Origin of the sequence: Sphingosinicella microcystinivorans, assembly GCF_027941835.1 — a bacterium.
In the GTDB taxonomy this organism is placed as follows: Bacteria; Pseudomonadota; Alphaproteobacteria; order Sphingomonadales; family Sphingomonadaceae; genus Sphingosinicella.
Genome location: NZ_CP116005.1, coordinates 3,392,901 through 3,414,765, shown reverse-complemented (window position 1 = coordinate 3,414,765; position 21,865 = coordinate 3,392,901). Strand labels below are relative to the sequence as shown.

The 21,865-nt window shown below is 67.8% G+C and carries 21 protein-coding genes; 5 read left to right on the top strand and 16 right to left on the bottom strand.

Going from position 1 to position 21,865, the window contains the following annotated elements:
- Nucleotides 1–109 precede the first annotated feature (109 nt).
- On the bottom strand, nt 110–1,291 hold the full coding sequence (locus tag PE061_RS16395; RefSeq protein ID WP_271256298.1) for a type III PLP-dependent enzyme: 1,182 nt from the start codon (nt 1,289–1,291) through the stop codon (nt 110–112).
- Between the two features lie 161 nt (nt 1,292–1,452).
- Between PE061_RS16395 and PE061_RS16390 the strand changes: the two genes are divergently transcribed.
- Nucleotides 1,453–2,403, top strand: a complete 951-nt coding sequence (locus tag PE061_RS16390) for a threonine ammonia-lyase (protein WP_271256297.1) — start codon at nt 1,453–1,455, stop codon at nt 2,401–2,403.
- On the opposite strand, the gene PE061_RS16385 is transcribed toward PE061_RS16390, so the two are convergent.
- Nucleotides 2,400–2,639 carry a hypothetical protein gene (locus PE061_RS16385; protein ID WP_271256296.1) on the bottom strand — a complete coding sequence of 80 codons (240 nt, stop codon included), beginning with the start codon at nt 2,637–2,639 and terminating at the stop codon, nt 2,400–2,402. The genes PE061_RS16390 and PE061_RS16385 overlap by 4 nt on opposite strands.
- Before the next feature lie 45 nt (nt 2,640–2,684).
- Complete coding sequence (gene glpD / locus PE061_RS16380; protein WP_271256295.1) at nt 2,685–4,157, bottom strand: glycerol-3-phosphate dehydrogenase; 1,473 nt, start codon at nt 4,155–4,157, stop codon at nt 2,685–2,687.
- Nucleotides 4,158–4,199: 42 nt separating this feature from the next.
- Between glpD and glpK the strand changes: the two genes are divergently transcribed.
- The 3 genes from glpK to PE061_RS16365 all read left to right on the top strand — a co-directional run bounded on the left by glpK (nt 4,200) and on the right by PE061_RS16365 (nt 8,024).
- Complete coding sequence (gene glpK, locus PE061_RS16375) at nt 4,200–5,675, top strand: glycerol kinase GlpK (RefSeq protein WP_271256294.1); 1,476 nt, start codon at nt 4,200–4,202, stop codon at nt 5,673–5,675.
- On the top strand, nt 5,672–5,851 hold the full coding sequence (locus tag PE061_RS16370; protein ID WP_271256293.1) for a hypothetical protein: 180 nt from the start codon (nt 5,672–5,674) through the stop codon (nt 5,849–5,851). Before glpK ends, PE061_RS16370 begins: the two co-directional genes overlap by 4 nt.
- A gap of 70 nt (nt 5,852–5,921) precedes the next feature.
- A complete protein-coding gene (locus PE061_RS16365) occupies nt 5,922–8,024 on the top strand; it encodes a PQQ-dependent dehydrogenase, methanol/ethanol family (RefSeq protein WP_271256292.1) in 2,103 nt (700 codons plus the stop codon).
- On the opposite strand, the gene PE061_RS16360 is transcribed toward PE061_RS16365, so the two are convergent.
- The 13 genes from PE061_RS16360 to PE061_RS16300 all read right to left on the bottom strand — a co-directional run bounded on the left by PE061_RS16360 (nt 8,021) and on the right by PE061_RS16300 (nt 20,566).
- Nucleotides 8,021–8,515, bottom strand: a complete 495-nt coding sequence (locus tag PE061_RS16360) for a GNAT family N-acetyltransferase (protein ID WP_271256291.1) — start codon at nt 8,513–8,515, stop codon at nt 8,021–8,023. The genes PE061_RS16365 and PE061_RS16360 overlap by 4 nt on opposite strands.
- Nucleotides 8,512–9,693 (bottom strand): vWA domain-containing protein, encoded by a 1,182-nt coding sequence (locus PE061_RS16355; RefSeq protein WP_271256290.1) that lies wholly within the window; start codon nt 9,691–9,693, stop codon nt 8,512–8,514. Before PE061_RS16355 ends, PE061_RS16360 begins: the two co-directional genes overlap by 4 nt.
- Nucleotides 9,694–9,780: 87 nt before the next feature.
- Nucleotides 9,781–10,089 (bottom strand): hypothetical protein, encoded by a 309-nt coding sequence (locus tag PE061_RS16350; protein ID WP_271256289.1) that lies wholly within the window; start codon nt 10,087–10,089, stop codon nt 9,781–9,783.
- Nucleotides 10,090–10,123: 34 nt separating this feature from the next.
- Nucleotides 10,124–10,810 (bottom strand): hypothetical protein, encoded by a 687-nt coding sequence (locus tag PE061_RS16345; RefSeq protein ID WP_271256288.1) that lies wholly within the window; start codon nt 10,808–10,810, stop codon nt 10,124–10,126.
- A gap of 10 nt (nt 10,811–10,820) precedes the next feature.
- Entirely contained in the window at nt 10,821–11,672 is an 852-nt protein-coding gene (locus tag PE061_RS16340; RefSeq protein WP_271256287.1) for an AAA family ATPase, read from the bottom strand.
- Between the two features lie 108 nt (nt 11,673–11,780).
- Nucleotides 11,781–12,497, bottom strand: a complete 717-nt coding sequence (locus PE061_RS16335; protein WP_271256286.1) for a DUF6975 family protein — start codon at nt 12,495–12,497, stop codon at nt 11,781–11,783.
- A gap of 79 nt (nt 12,498–12,576) precedes the next feature.
- Nucleotides 12,577–12,696, bottom strand: a complete 120-nt coding sequence (locus PE061_RS16330) for a PEP-CTERM sorting domain-containing protein (protein WP_271256285.1) — start codon at nt 12,694–12,696, stop codon at nt 12,577–12,579.
- Between the two features lie 246 nt (nt 12,697–12,942).
- Nucleotides 12,943–13,671 carry an IS21-like element helper ATPase IstB gene (istB, locus tag PE061_RS16325; RefSeq protein ID WP_031304487.1) on the bottom strand — a complete coding sequence of 243 codons (729 nt, stop codon included), beginning with the start codon at nt 13,669–13,671 and terminating at the stop codon, nt 12,943–12,945.
- Nucleotides 13,658–15,172: an IS21 family transposase gene (gene istA / locus PE061_RS16320; RefSeq protein WP_021238707.1), complete on the bottom strand. Its 1,515-nt coding sequence runs from the start codon at nt 15,170–15,172 to the stop codon at nt 13,658–13,660. Before istA ends, istB begins: the two co-directional genes overlap by 14 nt.
- Nucleotides 15,173–15,284: 112 nt before the next feature.
- Nucleotides 15,285–16,049, bottom strand: a complete 765-nt coding sequence (locus PE061_RS16315) for a collagen-binding domain-containing protein (protein WP_271256284.1) — start codon at nt 16,047–16,049, stop codon at nt 15,285–15,287.
- A gap of 183 nt (nt 16,050–16,232) precedes the next feature.
- Nucleotides 16,233–18,263 carry an RNA polymerase sigma factor RpoD gene (rpoD, locus tag PE061_RS16310; protein ID WP_271256283.1) on the bottom strand — a complete coding sequence of 677 codons (2,031 nt, stop codon included), beginning with the start codon at nt 18,261–18,263 and terminating at the stop codon, nt 16,233–16,235.
- Nucleotides 18,229–20,100, bottom strand: coding sequence for a DNA primase (gene dnaG / locus PE061_RS16305; protein ID WP_271256282.1), 1,872 nt, complete (start codon nt 20,098–20,100; stop codon nt 18,229–18,231). The genes rpoD and dnaG overlap by 35 nt, the downstream gene beginning before the upstream one ends.
- A gap of 10 nt (nt 20,101–20,110) precedes the next feature.
- Complete coding sequence (locus tag PE061_RS16300; protein ID WP_271256281.1) at nt 20,111–20,566, bottom strand: GatB/YqeY domain-containing protein; 456 nt, start codon at nt 20,564–20,566, stop codon at nt 20,111–20,113.
- A gap of 138 nt (nt 20,567–20,704) precedes the next feature.
- On the opposite strand from PE061_RS16300, the gene carA reads away from it, so the two are divergent.
- The gene (gene carA / locus PE061_RS16295; RefSeq protein ID WP_271256280.1) at nt 20,705–21,865 is read left to right on the top strand and encodes a glutamine-hydrolyzing carbamoyl-phosphate synthase small subunit; all 1,161 of its coding nucleotides are present in this window, start codon (nt 20,705–20,707) and stop codon (nt 21,863–21,865) included.

Genomic DNA, 21,865 nt, shown 5'->3' with positions numbered 1-21,865 from the left:
TCGGGTGGTTGCTGTGGACTGGCTCGGCGCATGGAAAGCGCCGCCCGCGGCCGGATCATGCCGGCGCCGAGCGGGAAGGGGACGGCCGCCCGCTTGCAGGCGGCCGTTCTCAGTTGCGTATGGCAGTAACGCCCTGCGGTGTCGACTCCGTGACAGCGTAGGCGCTCGCCATCGGCTCGTCGGTGACGATCACGGTCTCGCCGTTCACGAAGCCGTTGAACGCCGTGCGCATGGCCGCGCCGTAGGCACCGAGCATCCCGACCTCGATATAGTCGCCCGCCTTGACGTCGGCAGGCAGCATGAACGGGCCGGCCATGTAGTCCATGTCGTCGCAGGTCGGGCCGTAGAAGCTGAACGCCTCTTCCGCGCCCACGCCCCCGCGCAGGAGCTTCACCGGAAAACGCCACGCGACATGCGCCGCGTCGAACAGCGAGCCGTAGGCGCCGTCGTTGATGTAGATGACGTCGCCCTTGCGCTGCTCGACGCGCACCAGCACGCTCGCGTACTCGGCGCAGAGCGCGCGGCCCGGCTCGCACCACAGCTCCGCCGAGTAGCTGATCGGCATCGCCTCGAAGGCGCGGTGGATCGCGTCGAAGAACATCTGCATCGGCGCCGGGTCCATGCCCGGATAGATCGACGGGAAGCCGCCGCCGACATCGACGACGTCGACCGTGACGCCCGCCTGCACGATCGCGGCGCGGACCAGCGTCATCGCCTCGACATAGGCCTGCGGGCTCATCGCCTGGCTGCCGACGTGGAAGCAGACGCCGAGCGCATCCGCCGCCTGCCGCGCGGCGAGCAGCAGCGCCGGAGCCTCCTCGATGGAGGCGCCGAACTTGGAGGCGAGGCTGAGCTTCGAGTGCGCCGAGGAAACGCGCAGCCGGACGCAGAGCGTCAGGTCGCTCGCGCCGCCGGTCACCTCGACGATCTTCGCCAGCTCCTCGCGGCTGTCGAGCGAGAAGGTGCGGACGCCGTGCTCGAAATACGCCTCGGTGATCGCCTCGGGCGACTTCACCGGGTGCATGAAACACAAGGTGGCGTCGGGCAGCAGGCCGCGCACCAGACGCACCTCGTTGATCGAGGCCACATCGAAATGCGTGATGCCGCCGTCCCAAAGCGTCCTGATGATCTCGGGCGAGGGATTGGCCTTCACGGCATACATCGACAGCCCCGGAAACCTCTCGACGAAGAACCGGGCCGCACGGTGTGCAGCGTGAGGACGAATGAGGGTGACAGGCGCGTCGGGTCGAAGGACCGACGCTACCCCCAGCGCGCTATGGAATTCTCGCAACTCAAGGGACCTCCAGTGGACAGTTGACATGCACTGCCTTGCGGTGGAAGTCCCATGGGGCAGCGGACGCGCTATGTAGGGTCGGGGCGGCGCGATGTAAAGAAAAAATCGCTGAAGCGTTCCTATTGTTTCCCCATGTGAAATCAGCGAGTTAACTGAAAATGAACACGCCCACGCTCGAAGAGGTGAAAGCCGCGGCCGCGCGCATCGCCGGTGTCACCGTCCGAACCCCGCTCTTGCGGTCGGATACGCTCGACAGCGCGACCGGGGCGAAGGTGTGGCTGAAGGCCGAATGCCTGCAGCGCACCGGCTCGTTCAAGTTCCGCGGCGCGTGGAATCGCCTGTCGGCGCTCAGCCCGGAGCAGCGCCGCGAGGGGGTGGTGGCCTTCTCGTCGGGGAATCACGCGCAGGGCGTGGCGCTGGCGGCAAGACTGCTCGGCATCCGCGCCACGATCGTGATGCCGTCCGACGCACCGCGCATCAAGGCGGACGCGACGCGCGGCTACGGCGCGGAGATCGTGAGCTATGACCGGCTGGCTGAACGCCGCGAGGTGATCGCCGCGAAGATCGCCGAAGAGCGCGGCGGCGTGGTCGTACCGTCGTTCGACGATCCTTACGTCGTCGCGGGGCAGGGGACGGCGGGGCTCGAAATCGCCGAAGACATCGGCCAGCCCGACGTCATGCTCGTGTGCTGCGGCGGTGGCGGGCTGGCGAGCGGGATCGCGCTGGCGCTGCCCGAGAGCGAGATCGTGGTCGTCGAACCCGAGGGCTATGACGACGTCACGCGGTCGCTCGCGGGCGGCGCCATCGAGCCGGTGCGCGATCCGGGGCCGACGCTGTGCGACGCGCTCCAGACGCTCGTCACCGCGCCGCTGACGTTCGGCATATTGCAGGGGCGGGGTGCGCGCGGCGTCGCGGTTTCGGAGGCCGAGGTGAAGGCTGCCGTCGCGTTCGCGTTCCGCGAGCTGAAGCTGGTGGTGGAACCCGGCGGCGCGGCCGCGCTCGCGGCGGCGCTCTCCGGAAAGCTCGATCTCAGGGGCAAGACCGTCGCGCTGACCCTGTCGGGCGGCAACGTCGACGCGGAAACCTACCGGGCCTGTCTCGGCGCCTAGGCGACGCCCGTCTTGCGAACGGTCGGAGTCTTTGCCGGGACCGGCTCGTCGAGAAGGCCCCCCAGCTCGTAGGCCGCGCGCGCGGCGCCGTCGCCGAGGCGCTTGATGTCGGTCGCGAAGACGCTCGCGTCCTTGCCGGGACGCGCCAGCGTCATGGCGTCGATCAGCGCGTCGAGCAGGCTGACGGACGTGCTGGTGGCGTAGTCGGCGGCGAAGTTGTGATTGTGTGCGACCATCGGGCGTTTTCCTTGTGCGTTGCAAGGGAAGCTACGCCCGGCTTCCTAACTCTTGGTAAACCGCGCGGCGAACCACTCAGCGACCGCCGCTTTGGCGTCATCGGAGAGATGCAGGCCGAGCTTGCTGCGGCGCCAGAGCGCGTCGTCCGCGGTCTGCGCCCACTCCTCGGCGACCATGTGTTCAAGCTCCGCCGTGAACACGCCGCCGAGGTTCTCGCCGAGGCCCCGCTCCAGCATCGTGTCGGCGCGCGTGCCGTAGAGCCGCGCCAGCCGGTCGACGATCTGCGGATCGTAGTCGCCGTGCTTCAGCCGCAGATCCTCGCGCCACTTCGTCCATGCCTGCTGGCCGGTGAAGCCCGGAAGACGCGGGAAATCGCTGCCCGGCAGCGGCTGCTCCGCCGTCCAGCGCCCGCTCTCCGGGAACAGGCGGCCGAGCACGTCCTCGGCGAGCAGGCGGTAGGTGGTGATCTTGCCGCCGACCACGGTGACGGCGCCGCCGCCTTCGTGCGCGACGAGCTTCCAGTCGCGCGTCGTCTCGCGCGCGCCCTTGCCTTCCTCCAGCACCAGCGGGCGGATGCCGGCATAGGTGGAGATGATGTCGGCGCGCTCCAGCGGCCGCGACAGGTAGCAGTTCGCGGCGGCGAGCAGATAGTCGGTTTCCCCCTCGGTGATCCGCGGCGTGTCCGGTGAGGGGATCGCCGTCTCGGTGGTGCCGATCAGCGAGAAGTCGGCCTCGTAGGGGATGATGAAGACGATGCGGCCGTCCGGCTGCTGGAGGATGTAGCTGTCCTGCCCGCGGCCGATGCGGCGCGTGATCAGGTGCGCGCCCTGCACGAGACGCAGGCGCGGGGCGTCGGGGAGGCCGAGGACATCGGCGGCGACCTCGCCCGCCCACGGCCCGGCGCAGTTGACGACGTGCGCGGCGGAGAGGCTGGTGCCGTCGCCGAGCGTGGCCTCCCAGCCCGCGGCGGTCCGGCTCGCCGCTGTCACGGCCGTGCGGGGCAGGACCAGCGCGCCGCGCGCCGCGGCGTCCTGCGCGTTCGCGATGACGAGGCGGGCGTCGTCCACCCAGCCGTCCCAGTAGCGGAACGCCTTCGTAAAGCGCTTGTCGAGCGGCTGGCCGGCGTGGTCGTCGCGCAGCACGACCTTCGAGGACCCGGGCACCTGCTCGCGGTGCGCGAGGTTGTCGTAGAGGAATAGCCCGGCGCGGATCATCCAGCCGGGGCGCGTATCGGGGCCCAGCGGCAGGATGAAGGGCATCGGGCGCGTCAGGTGCGCGGCGATGTCGAGCAGCACCTCGCGCTCGGCGAGCGCCTTGCGGACCAGCCGGAACTCGTAGAACTCGAGGTAGCGCAGCCCGCCGTGGATCAGCTTCGTGGACGCCGAGGACGTGGCGCCGCCGATGTCCGCGGCATCGACGAGCGCGACCTTGAGGCCGCGCCCGGAGGCGTCGCGCGCGAGCCCCGCGCCGTTGACGCCCGCGCCGATGACGAGAAGATCGAAATGGCCCCTGTTCACGGGCGTTTACCTAGAGCCGCCGCGCGCGCTAGGAAAGCGGCAATGACGCACATCCTCAGCATCGACGAGGGCACGACCTCGACGCGCGCGGTGGCCTTCACGCCGGAAGGGCGCATCGGCGCCGCGCACGGCGAGGAGATCGTCCAGCATTTCCCGCAGAGCGGCTGGGTCGAGCACGATCCCGCCGAGATCTGGGAGAAGACGCTGCGCGCCGCGAATCGGGTCGTCGAGGACGTGGGGGCGGCGTCCATCGCGGCGATCGGCATCACCAACCAGCGCGAGACGATCATGTTCTGGGACCGGAAGACGGGCGATCCGCTGGCGCCCGCCATCGTCTGGCAGGACCGGCGCGGCGCGGCGATCTGCGCGGAGCTGAAGGCGCGGGGGCTGGAGGACGACGTGCAGGGCCGCACCGGGCTTCTGCTGGACCCGTATTTCTCGGCGAGCAAGATCCGCTGGGCGCTGGAGAACTGGCCGGAGGTGCGCGACGCCGCGAAGGCGAAGCGGCTTGCCATCGGCACGATCGATTCGTGGCTGATCTGGCGGCTGACCGGCGGGCTGCACGTGACCGACGCGACCAATGCGGCGCGCACGCTGCTGATGGACCTCGAACGCTGCGCGTGGGACGCGGGCCTCGCCGCGCTGTTCGACGTGCCGCCGGACGCGCTGCCCGAGATCGTCGACTGCGCCGGGCGCATCGGCGAGACGCGGCTTATCGGCGGGCGCACGATCCCGATCTCGGGGTGCGCGGGGGACCAGCAGGCGGCCGCGATCGGGCAGGTGTGCCTCGACCCCGGCGCGGTCAAATCGACTTACGGCACGGGCGCGTTCCTGCTCGCGCACGCCGGGGGAACCGCGCCGGTGTCGTCGAACCGGCTGCTTTCCACCGTGGCGTGGCGGCTCGGCGGACGGGCGGCCTATGCGCTTGAAGGCAGCATCTTCGTCGCGGGCAGCGCGGTCAAATGGCTGCGCGACCAGATCGGCATCATCGCCAGCGCGTCCGAAACCGCGGGGCTTGCCGCCTCGGTGCCGGACAGCGGCGGCGTCAGCTTCGTGCCCGCCTTCAACGGCCTCGGCGCGCCGTGGTGGGAGCCGGAGGCGCGCGGCATGATCACCGGGATCAGCGGCGGCACGACGCGCGCCCACATCGTCCGCGCCTGCCTCGAAGCCATGAGCCTGCAAACGTCCGACCTGCTCGACGCCATGCGCCGCGACGGCGTGTCACCTTCCCTTGTGCGCGTCGACGGCGGCATGGTGGCGAACGACTGGCTGTGCCAGGACCTTGCCGACGTGCTCGGCATCACCGTCGAGCGCCCGAAGGTCGTGGAAACGACGGCGCTCGGCGCGGCCATGCTGGCGGCGGTCGGGTGCGGCCTGTTCGCCGATCTCGAGTCGGCGAGCGTGATGTGGCACGCCGAGCGCAGGTTCGAGCCGGCACTGGACGAGGAGGCGCGCAGCGTGCGCAAGACGAACTGGGCGACGGCGGTGCGGCAGGTGATGGCGGGGCTTCCGCAATGACCAACATGCTCGCGATCATCCTGTCGTTCGCGGTGATCGCCGCCTTCGTCATCGGCGGCGGCGGCATGTGGATCGCGCTGAAGCGCCCCGGCGAGCGCAAGAAGGGCCTGCTGATGGTGGGCGTCGCCATCGTCACGCTCGTCAACGTCTGGCTGCTCGCCGCCCCCGTACCCTGACATTTTGCTTCAGTTGCGAGGCGCGCGGCCCCGGCTAGAATTGCCGCCGCAACAGCGACGGGAGACGCGCGTGCGCCGATGGGGAGTGATCGCGGCCTGCCTGCTGGCGGCCGCCTGTGGCGGTGCGGGCAAAAAGGTGCCGGCGCCGGTGGACGATGCGCGGCTGGCGGCGGCGGCGGACGAGCCGGTAAGCTGGCTGACGCACGGCGGCACCTACGAGGAGCAGCGCTACAGCCGCCTCGACGCGATCAACGACGGGAACGTCGGCAAGCTCGGCCTCGCGTGGAGCCACACGTTCGACACCAACCGGGGGCAGGAAGCGACGCCGATCGTGGCGGACGGCGTGCTCTACACGACCTCGGCGTGGTCCAAGGTCTACGCGTTCGACGCGAAGACCGGCGCGCTCCTTTGGGAACACGACCCCGAGGTGCCGGGCGAGACGGGCTTCAAGGCGTGCTGCGACGTCGTGAACCGCGGCGTCGCGCTCTACGACGGCAAGGTCTATTCGGGAACGCTCGACGGCCGCCTCATCGCGCTCGACGCGAAGACGGGTGCGCTCGTCTGGAGCGAGGTCACGGTCGACCCGTCGAAGCCCTACACGATCACCGGCGCGCCGCGCATCGTGAAGGGCAGGGTGCTGATCGGCAACGGCGGCGCCGAATACGGCGTGCGCGGCTACGTCTCCGCCTATGATGCGAAGACCGGCAAGCTGGCGTGGCGCTTCTACACCGTGCCGCCCGGCCCCGGCGCGCCCGCCGACGGCGCGGTTTCGGACCCGATGATCGAGACGATGCGCGCCACGTGGAACGGCGACTGGTCGAAATTCGGCGGCGGCGGCACGGTGTGGGACGCCATCGTCTACGACCGGGACTTCAACCAGGTCCTGATCGGCGTCGGCAACGGCAGCCCGTGGAACCACAAGGTCCGCTCGGGGGGGAAGGGCGACAACCTCTTCGTCTCGTCGGTCGTCGCGCTCGATGCCGACACCGGCGCCTACAAATGGCACTATCAGGGCACGCCGGGCGAGACGTGGGACTTCACGCAGACGCAGCCGATCATCCTTGCCGACCTTTCGTTGGACGGCGCGCCGCGCAAGGTGATGATGCAGGCGCCGAAGAACGGCTATTTCTACGTGATCGACCGCAAGGACGGGACGCTCGTCTCGGCGAAGGGCTTCGTGCCGCAGACGTGGACGACGGGCATCGACATGGCGACGGGCCGCCCGATCGAGGCCGAGAACGCCCGCTTCACCAGGGGAACGTTCGTCGCGCTGCCCTCCGCGCTCGGCGCGCACAACTGGCACCCGATGGCGTTCAGCCCCGAGACCGGCCTCGTCTACCTGCCCGCGCAGGAGGTGCCCTTCGCCTATCTCGCCGACGCGGGCTTCAAGGGACGGGACGGCGGCTGGAATGTCGCCGTCGACTTCCTCGCCAACGCCGTGCCTGACGACCCGGCGCAGTTCCGCGCGCTCCGCGCCATGCTGAAGGGCCAGCTCGTGGCGTGGGACCCCGTGCAGCAGAAGGAGGTCTGGCGCGTCCAGTACGACGGGCCGTGGAACGGCGGCGTGCTCGCCACTGCGGGCAATCTCGTGTTTCAGGGCAACGCGCACGGCGCGTTCGCGGCGTTCGCGGCGGACAGCGGCAAGGAGCTGTGGAGCTTCGACGCGGGCACCGGCGTCATCGCCGCGCCGGTCAGCTACGCGGTGAACGGCGAGCAGTACGTGGCGGTGATGGCGGGCTACGGCGGGGCCTATCCGCTGTCCTCCTCGTTCGTCGACAACCCGCGTCCCATGCCGAACGGACGCCTGCTCGTCTTCAAGCTCGGCGGCAAGGCACCCTACAGCATCGAGCGCATCGAGAATCCGTCGGCGACGGTCGTCGAGGCGGCATGGAGCGCCGAGACCGTGAAGCAGGGCGCGGCGCTGTACGAGAGCACGTGCGGCGTCTGCCACGGCCCGGCAGGCATCTCGTCCGGCGTGCTGCCGGACCTGCGCCGCTCCGGCGTGCTTGCGGACAAGAACAGCTGGAACGCGGTCGTCATCGGCGGCACGCTCAAGGATCGCGGCATGGTGAGCTTCGCGAAATGGATGTCGGCGGACGACGCCGAGGCGATCCGCGCCTATGTGGCGGGCAAGGCGAACCTGCTGGCGGCGGCGGAAGCGAAGGAGCACTAGCCGTCGAGCGCGCACCACATCACGCAGCGCCGGGCGGGGTTCGTCTGCACGGCCAGCCGCCTTGCGAGCGCGGGCGGCGTTTCCTCGGCCGACAGCACCTGAAAGCCGAACTGCGCGTAGAGCGGCGCATTCCACGGGATCGTGCGGTCGGTGATGAGGCTGGCGGCGCCGAAACCCCGCTGCACCGCCTCGGCGAGCGCCACCTCCATCAGCCGTCGCCCGATGCCCCGCCGCTGGTGCGAGACGGCGACGGACATCTCGTCGATGTAGAAGCTGCCCGCCAGCCGTTCGGCGCGAAGGAAGCCCACGGGCATCCCGCCGTCGTCGGCCACCCAAAGCGCTTTCTGCGCGAGCGCCGCGCGGAAGTACTCCGGCGCGGACGTCTGGCCCACCGCCCAGGCCATGTGCGTGCCTTCGAACACCGTGCCGGCGGACAGCTCGACGACCGTCAGCGCCGCTATGTCGGTCTCGCTTCCGTAGCGGACGATCAATGCGTTCGCGTGAGCTCGCGCATCGCGTCGTCGAGCCCCTCCAGCGTCAGCGGGAACATGCGGCCCTCCATCAGCGTCTTCACCATCTGGATGGATTGGCCGTACTGCCAGTTCTTCTCCGGGATCGGGTTCAGCCACACGGCGCTGTGGTAGACGTCCGTCATGCGCCGCAGCCAGACCTCGCCGGCTTCCTCGTTCCAGTGCTCGACCGAGCCGCCCGGATAGTTGATCTCGTAGGGGCTCATCGAGGCGTCGCCGACGAAGATCAGCTTGTAGTCCGCCGGGAACTTGTGGAGCACGTCGAGCGTCGGCGTGCGCTCGGTGAAGCGGCGGCGGTTGTCCTTCCACACGCCTTCGTAGACGAAGTTGTGGAAATAGAAGAACTCGAGGTGCTTGAACTCGCTGCTCGCGGCGGAGAACAGCTCCTCGCAGAGCTTGACGTGCGGGTCCATCGAGCCGCCGATGTCGAGGAACAGCAGCACCTTCACGGCATTGTGCCGCTCGGGGCGCATCACGATGTCGAGGTAGGCCTTGCGCGCGGTGCCCTTGATCGTGGCGTCGAGGTCGAGCTCGTCCGCCGCGCCCGTGCGCGCGAAGCGGCGCAGGCGGCGGAGCGCGACCTTGATGTTGCGCGTGCCGAGTTCCACGCTGTTGTCGAGGTTCCTGAACTCGCGCTTGTCCCACACCTTGACGGCGCGGCCCTGCCGGCCTTCCTTCTGGCCGATGCGGACGCCCTCCGGGTTGTAGCCGTAGGCGCCGAACGGCGACTTGCCCGCCGTTCCGATCCACTTGTTGCCGCCCTCGTGGCGCTCCTTCTGCTCCTCGAGGCGCTTCTTCAGCGTCTCCATGATCTCTTCCCACGAACCGAGCTTCTCGATCTCGGCCTTCTCCTCCTCGGTGAGGTAAAGCTCGGCAAGCTTCCGCAGCCATTCCTCGGGGATTTCGGCGGTTTCCGCCTCGAAGCTCGTCTCCAGCCCGTGGAAGACCTTGCCGAACACCTGATCGAAGCGGTCGAGCAGCGCCTCGTCCTTCACGTAGGCGGCGCGGGACAGGTAGTAGAAGCTCTCGACGTTCCGCTCGATCACGCCCGCCTTCAGCGCCTCCAGAAGCGTCAGGTGCTCCTTGAGACTCGCGGGGATCTTCGCGGCGCGGAGGGCATCGAGGAAGTCGAGAAACATACGCTACGGGGTCTTTCGGCGCTGACGGTCGTCGGAATACATAAAGCAATCCGCGCGCAGAGGCATTACCCGGTTCCACCGAGCCTGTCACATTCGCTGGGCCTCGCGCGATTTCAGTATCGCCCGCCTCGACGAAAAAGGAACGGGCGCCGCAGCACCCGCTCCCGTTCGTGTTTCAGTCAATGCCGCGCGGTCAGCGGCGGCGACGCGCCATGCCGAGACGTGAAATTCCGTCGACGTGGCCGTGGGCGCATTGATCACGTTTGCGAGCGACGCGGTGATGTTCAGGTTCGCGAACGGACCGTTGGTCGGGTTGGCGAGCACGGCCGCGTCGTGGCTGCTGCCGAGCGAAACCGTGATGCCCGATGCGGCATTGAGGTAAACTGGGACAGCCATTGCCGCCACCGGCAGCGGTGGGCGGTTTCGATGGCTAACCGGTTGTCTTCCGCCGCAGGCGCGTGACCGCATCGAGGCCCATCGCGAGCCAGCCGAGCCCGATCATCGCGACCGCGAGGCTGCCGAACTGGAGGGGCATCGCGATGCCGGGGAGAATCGCGAGCGGCGCCGGGAGACAAAGCGCCCCGAGCACTCGCCGTCCCGACCGGAACAGCGCGACAGCGGCAGCGCCGCACGTCAGCGCGAGCAGCCCGAACTTGATCCAGACCGGCCAAGGCAGGCACGCAAGCGCGTCTCCGGGGGAGGGGAGGTCCGCAGTGATCTCCAGAAGCAGCACGTTTTCGACCGCGTCGCTTGCCGCCGCGACGAGCCCGAGCGCGCCGACGGCGAGCCAGACGCGGCGTTTCCTCTCCCGCGCGATACCCGCGAACACGCTGAACACGAAAAAGCCGTAGAGCGGCATGAACAGGAAATCGAGCCGGTTGCCGCGGTCCATCGCGGCGATGCGGGCCGGGCGTTCAGGGTCGCCGGGGGCACCGAAGACGTGGTCCAGATGCTCGGGCGTTCGCGCGAACTCGAACAGCAGCACCGGGCTCTGCACGCGCGCGTCCGGGAGCGGCGCGGCGAGCGTCCTCGGGAATACCGCCTGCATGACGGCGAACATCAGGATCACGAGCCCGAACAGCAGCACGGTCGTGCGTCTGTCGGCGAGCCGGTTCACGCGGCCGGTCCTATCCCGGCTTGCCGTCGCGCCGCGCGATGAAGGCGAGGCGTTCGAACAGCATCACGTCCTGCTCGTTCTTGAGGAGGGCGCCGTGGAGCGGCGGGATCAGCTTCTTCGGGTCGCGTGAGCGCAGCACGTCGAGCGGCAGGTCCTCGTGCATGAGGAGCTTCAGCCAGTCGAGCAACTCGGAGGTCGACGGCTTCTTCTTGAGGCCGGGCACGTCGCGGATGTCGTAGAAGACGGTGAGCGCCTCGCGCACCAGCTCCTTCTGGATGCCGGGGAAGTGCACGTCGACGATCGCCTGCATCGTCTCGCGGTCCGGGAACTTGATGTAGTGGAAGAAGCAGCGGCGCAGGAAGGCGTCCGGCAGTTCCTTCTCGTTGTTGGAGGTGATGATGACGATGGGGCGCTCGGCGGCCTTCACCGTCTCGCCGGTCTCGTAGACATGGAACTCCATGCGGTCGAGTTCCTGAAGCAGGTCGTTCGGGAACTCGATGTCGGCCTTGTCGATCTCGTCGATCAGCAGCACGGGCAGCCGCGGCGAGGTGAACGCCTCCCACAGCTTGCCCTTGCGGATATAGTTGCGGATGTCGTGGACGCGCGCGTCGCCGAGCTGGCTGTCGCGCAGGCGGCTGACGGCGTCGTACTCGTAGAGGCCCTGCTGCGCCTTGGTGGTGGACTTGACGTGCCACTCGATGAGCGGCGCGCCCATCGCCTCCGCGACTTCCGCCGCCAGCACGGTCTTGCCGGTGCCGGGCTCGCCCTTCACCAGCAGCGGACGCCGGAGCGTCGCCGCCGCATTCACGGCAACCTTGAGGTCGTCGGTCGCGACATAGCCGCTGGTGCCTTCGAAACGCATGAACTTCTCCGCTGATACCCTTCGCGTCCGGGCCTAAAGCGTGAAAGCGAAACGGGCAACCGCCCGTTTGCGATAGGCCCGATCAGGCCGTCCGCTCAGGCGATCCGGTCAGGCGAGGCGCTGGGCGTGGCGGGCTTCGAGAAGGTCGAAAAGCTGGGCGTGGAGGCTGGCGAGCTGGAGCGCGCCGAACTCGATGGCGCGGCGCACGCGCACGTCGTCCGCATGGCAGGCGAGCGCCCCTAGGGCGCCGTCCACGGGCCACGGGTCCGAAAGCCGCTCGTGGCGGTCGTAGCCGAGGTGCTGCGCGGCGCGCGGCAGGCGGGCGCGCACGGCCTGCCAGTCGAGCATCAGCGTCACCGCCGCGCCGATGGCGCAGCCGATGCGATTCGATTTGGCGAGCGTCAGCATGGCGTCGCGCTGGTCGCGCACCACCTGCTCGGCCGTGCTGATGCCGTGGAGATCGAGCGCGCCGCCGGTCATCGCGGCAAGGCCCGCCATCCAGCGGCGGTCCTGATCGAACGCCGCGCCGGCGCTGCGCAGCCACGAGGCCGCAGGTTCGTCCGCATTGAGCCGCGCGATTTCGAGCACGCTCGGAAGCTGACCGTGCAGGATGACGAGGAAATGCGCCGCGTCGGCAACGGCTTGCAACGGGCGCGCCACCGAGCCTTCGGAAAGCGCGCGCAGGTGGCGGCTGCCGCCGGCCCCGCCGTCGCGCAGCGCGCCGATCACCGCCGCCGCGAAGCTGCGCGAAGCGGCCGCACCGCCTGCCGCGCGCAGGCTCTTCTGAAGCTGGTCCATGAAGGTGGGGACCACCGCTGGCGCCATTTGCCGTCGTCTCCGCATCCGCTGCTCCACGGCTTTCGCCGCTGGCGTGCAGCCTAGAGCGATCGACGTAAAGGGAGGCTTAATCCGCGCCGCCGTTTTTCACGGCGCGGCGGCGCCACGCGAGGAGGACGAGGCCCGCGGCGACAAGGCCGAGCGTCGCGGGCTCGGGAATGTCGGTGCCCGGTCCGGGCTCAGGCAAGACCGGTTCGGGGAAGGCGAAATTGCCTGCATAGGTCGGCGCGCGCAGCTGCCCGCGAATGGCGGAGGTGTCAAACGGCGTTCAAAAGGGACCCCCGATCGGCGTCGAAGAGGGACCCCCTTTTCGGATAATATGATGCTGGTTTGTTGAAGATGGCCTTGCGCTGCGTGCGGCGGAGGGCGGGCGTAGCCCGACCGGAGGCGCGCGCAGCGCAAGATAGATTTTTGAAGGCGCCGAAGGTGGCTGTCAGCTGCGGTTTTTGAAGCGCCAGCTGTCGTTGCCCGTCTCGACGATATCGCAGTGGTGGGTGACGCGGTCGAGCAGCGCCGTGGTCATCTTGGGATCGCCGAACACGGTCGGCCATTCGCCGAAGGCGAGGTTCGTGGTGATGATGACGCTGGTCCGCTCATAAAGCTTGCTGATGAGGTGGAACAGCAACTGCCCTCCCGAGCGGGCGAACGGCAGATAACCGAGCTCGTCGAGCACGATCAGGTCGAGCCGCGACAGCTGCGCCGCCAGGGTCCCGCCTTTGCCGATCCGGGTCTCCTCTTCGAGGCGTGTCACCAGATCGACGGTGTTGAAGTAGCGGGCGCGAGCGCCCCTTCGCACGACATTGGCGGTGATCGCGATGGCGAGGTGGGTCTTGCCTGTCCCCGTGCCGCCGACCAGCACGATATTGCGGCGAGGCGGGAGGAAGGAGCCATCGTGAAGGGAGCGGATCATCTCCTCATTGATCGGTGTGCCCTCGAAGCTGAACCGCTCCAGGTCCTTCACCACGGGCAGCCTCGCAGCCGTCATCCGATAGCGGATGGAGGCTGCATCCCGGTGGGTCGCCTCAGCACGGAGCAGGTCGGTCAGTATCTCCATGGTGGTGCGCTTGCGCTGGAGGCCGGTGGTGACCGCCTCGTCGAACGCCGCCGCCATGCCCTTGAGTCCGAGGCCGCGCATCGTGTCGATCATATCATGCCGCTGCATCATAGCCTCGCAGCAGATCATAGCGGGCACAGTCGGCGAGCGGAGGATGCTGCAGCATCCGGTCTTCCGAAGTGACGATGCTGTGGGGTGTCGCCGGCTCGCGGCGCCGGGAGAGGATGTTGAGGATCAGCTCGTCGCTGGCCGTTCCGTTCGCCAACGCTTCGCGCACGGCAGCCTCTACCGGCTCCAGGCCATCGGTGAGCACCGCCGAGAGGACCCGCACGAACCTGCGATCGGCCTCGTCCCCGGTGCCGAGCCTTCGCCGTAATCGGTGCAGGGCGGGCGGCAGATCCCAGTCCTGGAACGGTGCGCCGTTACGCAGCGCGCCGGGCTTGTGCGCGAGGACCGGCAGATAATGCCAGGGATCGTATATCGTGCGGTTCCGACCGAAGTGGCGCTCATGCTCCCCGACGATCGCATCGCCGCAGCGTATGACGATGCGATCGGCATAGGAGCGCACCTGAACGGTCCGGCGTGCGGCCGTCGACATGACCGAGTAGCGGTTGCGATCGAAGCTGATGAGGCAGGTGCCGGTGACGGCATGCTCGCTCTCATGGAAGCCGTCGAACGGTGCCAGGATCGGCTGCAGGGCCGGTCGCTCCATATCCAGCGCCTCGGCGACGGTAATATCCCCGCGTTCGGGATGGGCATGATGCTCGGCCCAGCGCCGGCACTCGGCCTCCAGCCACCCGTTGAGCTCGGCCAGGCTGGCGAACCGGAGTCGCGGCTGGAAGAAGCGGCCTCGGATCGTCTGGACCTGCTGCTCGACCTGGCCCTTCTCCCATCCCGCCGCCGGCGAGCAGGCGGTCGGCTCGACCATGTAATGATCGGTCATGATCAGGAAGCGGCGGTTGAACACACGCTCCTTGCCGGTGAACACGGCCGTCACCGCCGTCTTCATATTATCGTAGATACCGCGTCGCGGCACACCGCCGAAGAACGCGAACGCCCGGGCATGGGCATCGAACAGCATCTCCTGGCCCTCGCGCGGATAGGCTCGGACATAGGGTGCGCGCGAGTCGCAGAGACGCATATGCGCCACCTTCACCCGCATCGGCTTGCCGGCGATCTCCACATCCTCGTGGCTCCAGTCGAACTGGTAGGCCTCACCCGGCTGGAAGGTCATCGGGATGAACGCCGGTGCGCCTTCGCCAGCATCCTTCCGCCGCGCAGCACGCCAGCGCGCCGCATAGCGGCGCACCGCATCATAGGATCCATCGAACCCCTCGCGCACCAGCAGGTCATGGATACGCGTCATCCGTAGCCGATCGCGGCGGCCGCGACCTTCGTTCTCCTCAAGCAGCGCATCGAGACGATCCTGATAAGGACCGATCCGCGGCAGCGGCTGGACTTTGCGCTGATAGTTGAACGCCGCCTCCGGCGACCGGATCGCTTTGCGGACGACCTTCCGCGACAAACGAAGGTCACGAGCGATCGCCTTGATCGCCTTACCCGCTGCATGCTCACGCCGAATCCGAACCACTGTCTCCACGATCAACATCCCGTTCTCGCCAACTGATCAAAACCAGTCGGCCGACTAAATCCCCGGGATGAAGGGGTCCTTTTTGCACGCCGATCACCCCACGAAGGGGGTGCCTATTGCACGCTGATCCTCAGGCGGAGGACAGGGCCACGATGCTGCCGCTCATCTGCGAATTCGTCTGCACGCGCGCATTGGGCGCAAGGACGGTGCCCCAGCTCTGTTCGAGGAAATTGACCTCGGTGGCCTCGAAGAAGTTCCAGATGATATTGTCGGCAAGCTCCACGCCCGCGGCCTGCCAGCCGCGGAAATTTATGGTGGCGCCGGCGACGTTGATGATGATCGTGTCGAGCGTGTCGGCACCGGCCGCGAAACGGATCTTGCCCGTGTTGGGGAAAAAGTCCGCAGACAAGGCGATCACCGAAACGCCGTTCTCGTCCGGAAGCCCCGGCGCGATGACGAAACCGTTCATATGGTCGCCCGGGCTGTAGCGGTCGTAGGAGATGCCGGCGTCGAGCAGGGAAAGGTCTGACGAGAGTCTGACGAAATCCGCGTGGTTCAGAAGCCCGCCGGGCACATCGGCCAGCGCCTTCTGGGTTCCGCCGCCGCCCTGAAAATCAATACGCTGCGACGTTCCGCCCACATAGGCGTTGCCGGTCTTCACCTTGGGATTGTTGGTGACGTCGCCCGTCACGACGAGGCTTGCGCCCTGCGCGTTGGTGCCCTTGCTCGCGACCTGCACGGAACCGGCATTGTAGTTGCCGTCCACATAGACGGCGCCCTCCACCTGCGACTGCAGGGTCGTATCGCTGAACACGATGAGATTGTAATCCTTCAGCGCCTGGATCGGCCCTGCAAGGGCGGGCGCGGAAGCGGCAAGCAGAACCACGGCGGACATTGCGCCACGAAGCAACATGGACATGATTTCAACGACCTTATGGTTCCTGCGCAGCGGAAAAATGGCGGCCCGCTGCCTGCGTGCCGCCATCTAGTCCAAACAAGCTTACCCAAATGTGAACCATAAACCGCGCTGACCGCCGATCCGGGCCGATTTGCGACGAACAGAGCGGGGGCCGATCGCTCAGGTGTCGAGGAAGCTCCGCATCTTGCGGCTGCGCGTCGGGTGCTTGAGCTTCCTCAATGCCTTCGCCTCGATCTGGCGGATGCGCTCGCGCGTGACCGAGAACTGCTGGCCGACCTCCTCGAGCGTATGGTCGGTGTTCATGCCGATGCCGAAACGCATCCGGAGCACGCGCTCCTCGCGCGGGGTCAGCGAGGCGAGAACGCGCGTCACCGTCTCCTTGAGGTTGGCGTGGATCGCCGCGTCCACCGGGATCACGGCGTTCTTGTCCTCGATGAAGTCGCCGAGGTGGCTGTCTTCCTCGTCGCCGATCGGCGTTTCGAGGGAGATCGGCTCCTTCGCGATCTTCATGACCTTGCGGACCTTGTCGAGCGGCATCGAGAGACGCTCGGCGAGCTCCTCCGGCGTCGGCTCGCGGCCGATCTCGTGCAGGATCTGGCGGCTGGTGCGGACGAGCTTGTTGATCGTCTCGATCATGTGCACCGGGATGCGGATCGTGCGCGCCTGATCCGCGATCGAGCGGGTGATCGCCTGCCGGATCCACCACGTCGCGTAGGTGGAGAACTTGTAGCCGCGCCGGTACTCGAACTTGTCCACCGCCTTCATCAGGCCGATGTTGCCTTCCTGAATAAGATCAAGGAACTGCAGGCCGCGGTTCGTGTACTTCTTGGCGATGGAGATGACGAGGCGCAGGTTCGCCTCCACCATTTCCTTCTTGGCGATGCGCGCCTCGCGCTCGCCCTTCTGCACCATGTTGACGATGCGGCGGAACTCGCCGAGCTCCACGCCCGTCTGCTGCGCGATGTCGGCGATCTCGGAGCGGATCTTCTCCACCGTCTGACGCTCGCTCTTGGCGAAGTTCGCCCACTTGTCGTCGTGCGCCGCGACACGGTCGAGCCAGCTCTCGTCGAGCTCGCTGCCCATGTACTCGTCGAGGAACGCCTTGCGGTTGATGCGGTAGCGCTCGGCGAGGCGCAGCATGTTGCCGCCCAGCGTCATCAGCTGGCGGTTGTAGCTGTAGAGCTGGTCGACGAGGAACTCGATCTTGGCGTTGTGGAAGTGCACGCCCGCGACCTTCACGGTCAGCTCCTCGCGCAGGCCGTGATACTTCTTCTCCTGCGCCGCCGGAAACTCCTCGCCCGCGTTCAGGGCTTCGAGGCGGCCTTCCTGAAGCTTCAGGAAGCGCTTGTAGAGCGAGGTGATCTCGGCGAACTGCTCGAGCGCCTGCGGCTTCAGCTGCTCTTCCATCTGCGCGAGGGAGAGCGTGTTCTCCTCGTCGTCGTCTTCCTGCTGCGGCGCAGCGCGCTTCTCGGTGTACTCGTCCTCGTCGTCGGCGTTCTTCTCGGGCTCCGATTCCGGCTCGTCGTCGTCCTTCAGCTCGACGCCGCTCGGCAGGTCGGAATCGCTGTCGTTCTCGACCTGCTCATCCGAAGGCCCGCTGTTCAGCATGGCGTCGAGGTCGAGGATCTCGCGAAGCTGCATCTCGCCCGCGTTCAGCGCCTCGGACCACGCGATCATCGAGGTGAAGGTGAGGGGGCTTTCGCAAAGCCCCTCGATCATCGTGTTGCGGCCGGCCTCGATGCGCTTGGCGATGGCGATCTCGCCCTCGCGGGAGAGCAGCTCGACCGCGCCCATCTCGCGCAGGTACATGCGCACCGGGTCGTCGGTGCGGTCCAGCACTTCCTTCTTCTTCTCGATGACGTGCAGCGTCGGCTTCTCGTCGCCGTCCAGCTCGTCGGCGTCGTCATCCGCTTCGGCCTCGGCCTCCGGCTCGTCGTCGCCGGCGTCCTCGCTCTCGGTGAGGTTGATGCCCATCTCGGACAGCGCGGACATCACGTCCTCGATCTGCTCGGACGACATCTGGTCCTGCGGCAGCGCCGCGTTCAGCTCGTCATAGGTCAGCCAGCCGCGCTTCTTCGCCTTCGCGACCAGCTTCTTGATCGACGCGTCGTTCATGTCGATGAGCGGCGCGCCGTCGGCCTCGCCGTTCTCGTCTTTACCCTTGGGCTTCGCCGGTGCTTTGGTCGCCATCCAGGTTCCGTTCCTCCATGGGCGTCGGCGTCTCGTCGCCCCGACGCGCCTCGGCCAGATCTATAAGTTCCCGCTCGACACGCGCCTTTTCGGCGCGAAGTCGTTGTTGTTCCTCGAATTCCGACTGGACAAGGGAATCGTAGCGCGCGCGCAGATCCGCCAAATCCTCGTCAATGCGTTGCAGCGCCATAAGGTGGCCCACAACACATGCCAAGTCCTGATCCGCAATCGCGGCGGGCGTCCGGGGTCGCGTGAAGCTGAAATCGAGGCGATTCATACGCCTCAGGTCGTCCGCGTACTGACCGAGCCCTTGTGTCGCTAGGTCGTGTGCCAGCCCGTCTTTGTCAAGATCATGATTGCGCGAAATCGCGGAGAAAATCGCCGATCTCAGGCGGGCGAGGTCCGGGTCGGCGATGTGGAGGTGGGAAACGGCCTCGCCGTGGACGTCGGCAAGCTGCGGGTGGGTGAGCAGGCCGACGAAAACCGCGCGCGTTTCGAGCTCGACGGGGGTGAGCACGACGCGCGCCTTCGCTTCCCGCGACGCGCCGCGCATGGCGGGCATGAACCGGTCCTGCCGCCGCGCCCGGAAGATCGCGTCGAAGCGGTCGCGGAACTCGCTCTGGTAGAGCGAGGCGACGGTCTGGTTCTCGATGGCGCGGGCGTGCTCGAACAGGCGCTGACGCACCGCCGCGCGGCGTTCGGGCGTATTCGTATCCACGCCCTCGGTCTCGGCCTTCCAGAGCGTGTCGATGAGGCTCGCGGCGCCGTTCACGAGGTCCATGAATGCAGAAAGCCCGCGCGCCTTCGCGAAATCGTCGGGGTCCTGCCCCTGCGGCATGGTGACGAAGCGCAGCGACTTTCCCGGCTCCAGCAGGGGGAGGGCGCGCATCGCGGCCCTGAGCGCCGCGCGGCGTCCGGCGGCGTCGCCGTCGAAGCACAGCACCGGCTCCGGCGCGACGCGCCAGAGCAGCTTCATCTGGTCCTCGGTGAGCGCGGTGCCCATCGGCGCCACCGCCTCCGCGAAGCCGACCTGCGCGAGGCCGATCACGTCCATATAGCCTTCGACGACCACGATGCGTCCCGACTTGCGCGCGGCGGGACCGGCCTTGTCGAGGTTGTAGAGCAGGCGGCCCTTGTCGAAGAGCGGCGTGTCGGGGGAGTTCAGGTACTTGGGCTCGCCCGCGCCGATGATGCGCCCGCCGAAGCCGACGATGCGCCCGCGTGGGTCGCGGATCGGGAACATCAGCCGCCCGCGGAAACGGTCGTAGGGCTCGCGCCCCTCCGCCTCGATGACGAGGCCGACCTCGATCAGCTTTCGGATGTCGATGTCGCCGAGCGCGGCCTTGAGCGCGCCGCGGCTGTCGGGCGCGTAGCCGAGGCCGAACGCCTCGACGGTCGCCGGTTTCAGGCCGCGCTTCTCGATATAGGCGCGCGCGTCCGCGCCGCCGAGGCCCATGAGCTGCTGGCGGAACCAGTCGTTCGCGGCGGCGGTGACGTCATGAAGTCCGGCGGCGGCCTTCGCCTTCGCGCGCGCCTCCGGGTTCTCCTCGGGCATCTCCAGCCCGGCTTCCGCCGCCAGCCCCGCCACGGCGTCCCGGAAGCTCAGCCCCTCCTGCTCGACCACGAAGCGGATGACGTCGCCGTGCGCGCCGCAGCCGAAGCAATGGTAGAAGGCCTTGTCGTCGTTGACGTAGAAGCTCGGCGTCTTCTCGTTGTGGAAGGGGCAGCACCCCTTCATCTCCCGCCCGGCGCGCAGCAGCTTCACCCGCCGCCCCACTACGGACGACAGGCTCACCCGACTCCTGATCTCGTCGAGGAATTGCGGGGGGATGGACATGAGGGCGGGGCTATCCCGCCAGCGCGGCTTTGACGACTCCGCTGACCGTGCTCATGTCGATCTGCCCGGCGTGGCGCGCCTTCACTTCGGCCATGACGCGGCCCATGTCCTTGGGGCCGGCTGCACCGATCTCGCCGACGATGGCGGCGACGGCGGCCTTCACCTCGTCCGGGCCCATCATGGCGGGGAGGAAGGATTCGATGACGGCAAGCTCGGCCTTTTCCTGCGCGGCAAGCTCGGTGCGGCCGCCCTGCTCGAACATGGTGATGGATTCGCGGCGCTGCTTCGCCATCTTCTGGAGCACGTCGACGACGATGACGTCATCGTCGGGCACGGATTTCGCGGTGCGAAGCTCGATGTCGCGGTCCTTCAGCTTCGCGAGGATCAGGCGCACGGCAGCCAGCCGGTCCTTCTCGCCTGCCTTCATGGCCGCCACCTGCGCCGCCTTGATGTCGTCGCGAATCATGCTTTTCTTCCCTTTAAGAGCAAGGGGTCCGTCTAGCCGCCAAAAAGGCAAAAGAATAGATTGACGCTCCGGGACCGCCCCAATAGCTAGGCGCCTTAGCCATAAAGCACCAAACCAGATTCGAAGGGGCCAGACCACGTGTCCGACGCCAAACCCGCGCGCGCACCCAAAGGAGCCACGGGGGTCTTGATTCTCGCGGACGGCACGGTGATCCGGGGGCGCGGTTTCGGTGCCGAGGGCCATGCCGTCGGCGAGGTCTGCTTCAACACCGCGATGACCGGCTATCAGGAGGTGATGACCGATCCCTCCTACGCCGGGCAGATCGTCACCTTCACCTTCCCGCACATCGGCAATGTCGGCACCAACGCCGAGGACGTCGAGGCCGACACGCCCGCCGCCGTCGGCTGCGTGGTGCGGCAGGACGTGACCGCGCCCAGCAACTTCCGCAGCGTCGAGGGCTTCGATGCGTGGATGAAGCGCAAGGGGCGGGTCGGCCTGTCGGGTGTCGACACGCGCGCGCTGACGCGCCGCATCCGCTTGGCCGGCGCGCCGAACGCAGTGATCGCGCACAGCCCCTCCGGCACGTTCGATCTCGACGCGCTGCTGGCCGAAGCGAAGGCATGGCCGGGCCTCGAAGGCATGGACCTTGCGAAGGACGTGACGCGGGGCGGCCGCGAGGACTGGTCCGGCGGGCCGTGGCATCTGGGGCAGGGCTACGGCAAAAGCACGGGAGAGGGCAGGCCGCACGTCGTCGCCATCGACTACGGCGCCAAGAACAACATCCTCAGGAACCTCACGGCGGCGGGCGCGAGCGTCACGGTCGTGCCGGCGACGGCGACCTTCGAGGAGGTGATGGCGCTGCGCCCGGACGGCGTGTTCCTCTCGAACGGCCCCGGCGACCCGGCCGCGACCGGCGAGTATGCCGTGCCGGTGATCCGGAAGCTGCTCGACGCGAATGTGCCGATCTTCGGCATCTGCCTCGGCCACCAGCTCCTCGGCCTCGCCGTGGGCGCGAAGACCGCGAAGATGCACCAGGGCCACCGCGGCGCGAACCACCCGGTGAAGCGCCTGTCGGACGGACTCGTCGAGATCACCAGCATGAACCACGGCTTCGCGGTGGACGCCGCCACGCTCCCCGCGAACGCGCGCGCGACGCACGTCTCGCTGTTCGACGGCTCCAACTGCGGCCTCGAACTCACCGACAAGGCGGCGTTTTCCGTCCAGTACCACCCCGAGGCCAGCCCCGGTCCGCAGGACAGTTTCTACCTGTTTCAGAAGTTCGTGAAGGGACTGAAGTAA

Bases quoted from the DNA above. Each gene is read 5' to 3' on its own strand.
- PE061_RS16370 (WP_271256293.1), top strand. From the start codon at position 5,672: ATGACCAACATGCTCGCGATCATCCTGTCGTTCGCGGTGATCGCCGCC.
- PE061_RS16335 (WP_271256286.1), bottom strand. From the start codon at position 12,497: ATGGCGCCAGCGGTGGTCCCCACCTTCATGGACCAGCTTCAGAAGAGC.
- glpK (WP_271256294.1), top strand. From the start codon at position 4,200: ATGACGCACATCCTCAGCATCGACGAGGGCACGACCTCGACGCGCGCG.
- istA (WP_021238707.1), bottom strand. From the start codon at position 15,172: ATGTTGATCGTGGAGACAGTGGTTCGGATTCGGCGTGAGCATGCAGCG.
- PE061_RS16390 (WP_271256297.1), top strand. From the start codon at position 1,453: ATGAACACGCCCACGCTCGAAGAGGTGAAAGCCGCGGCCGCGCGCATC.
- PE061_RS16350 (WP_271256289.1), bottom strand. From the start codon at position 10,089: ATGGCTGTCCCAGTTTACCTCAATGCCGCATCGGGCATCACGGTTTCG.
- PE061_RS16315 (WP_271256284.1), bottom strand. From the start codon at position 16,049: ATGTCCGCCGTGGTTCTGCTTGCCGCTTCCGCGCCCGCCCTTGCAGGG.
- PE061_RS16355 (WP_271256290.1), bottom strand. From the start codon at position 9,693: ATGTTTCTCGACTTCCTCGATGCCCTCCGCGCCGCGAAGATCCCCGCG.
- PE061_RS16385 (WP_271256296.1), bottom strand. From the start codon at position 2,639: ATGGTCGCACACAATCACAACTTCGCCGCCGACTACGCCACCAGCACG.
- PE061_RS16300 (WP_271256281.1), bottom strand. From the start codon at position 20,566: ATGATTCGCGACGACATCAAGGCGGCGCAGGTGGCGGCCATGAAGGCA.
- rpoD (WP_271256283.1), bottom strand. From the start codon at position 18,263: ATGGCGACCAAAGCACCGGCGAAGCCCAAGGGTAAAGACGAGAACGGC.
- PE061_RS16340 (WP_271256287.1), bottom strand. From the start codon at position 11,672: ATGCGTTTCGAAGGCACCAGCGGCTATGTCGCGACCGACGACCTCAAG.
- istB (WP_031304487.1), bottom strand. From the start codon at position 13,671: ATGCAGCGGCATGATATGATCGACACGATGCGCGGCCTCGGACTCAAG.
- dnaG (WP_271256282.1), bottom strand. From the start codon at position 20,100: ATGTCCATCCCCCCGCAATTCCTCGACGAGATCAGGAGTCGGGTGAGC.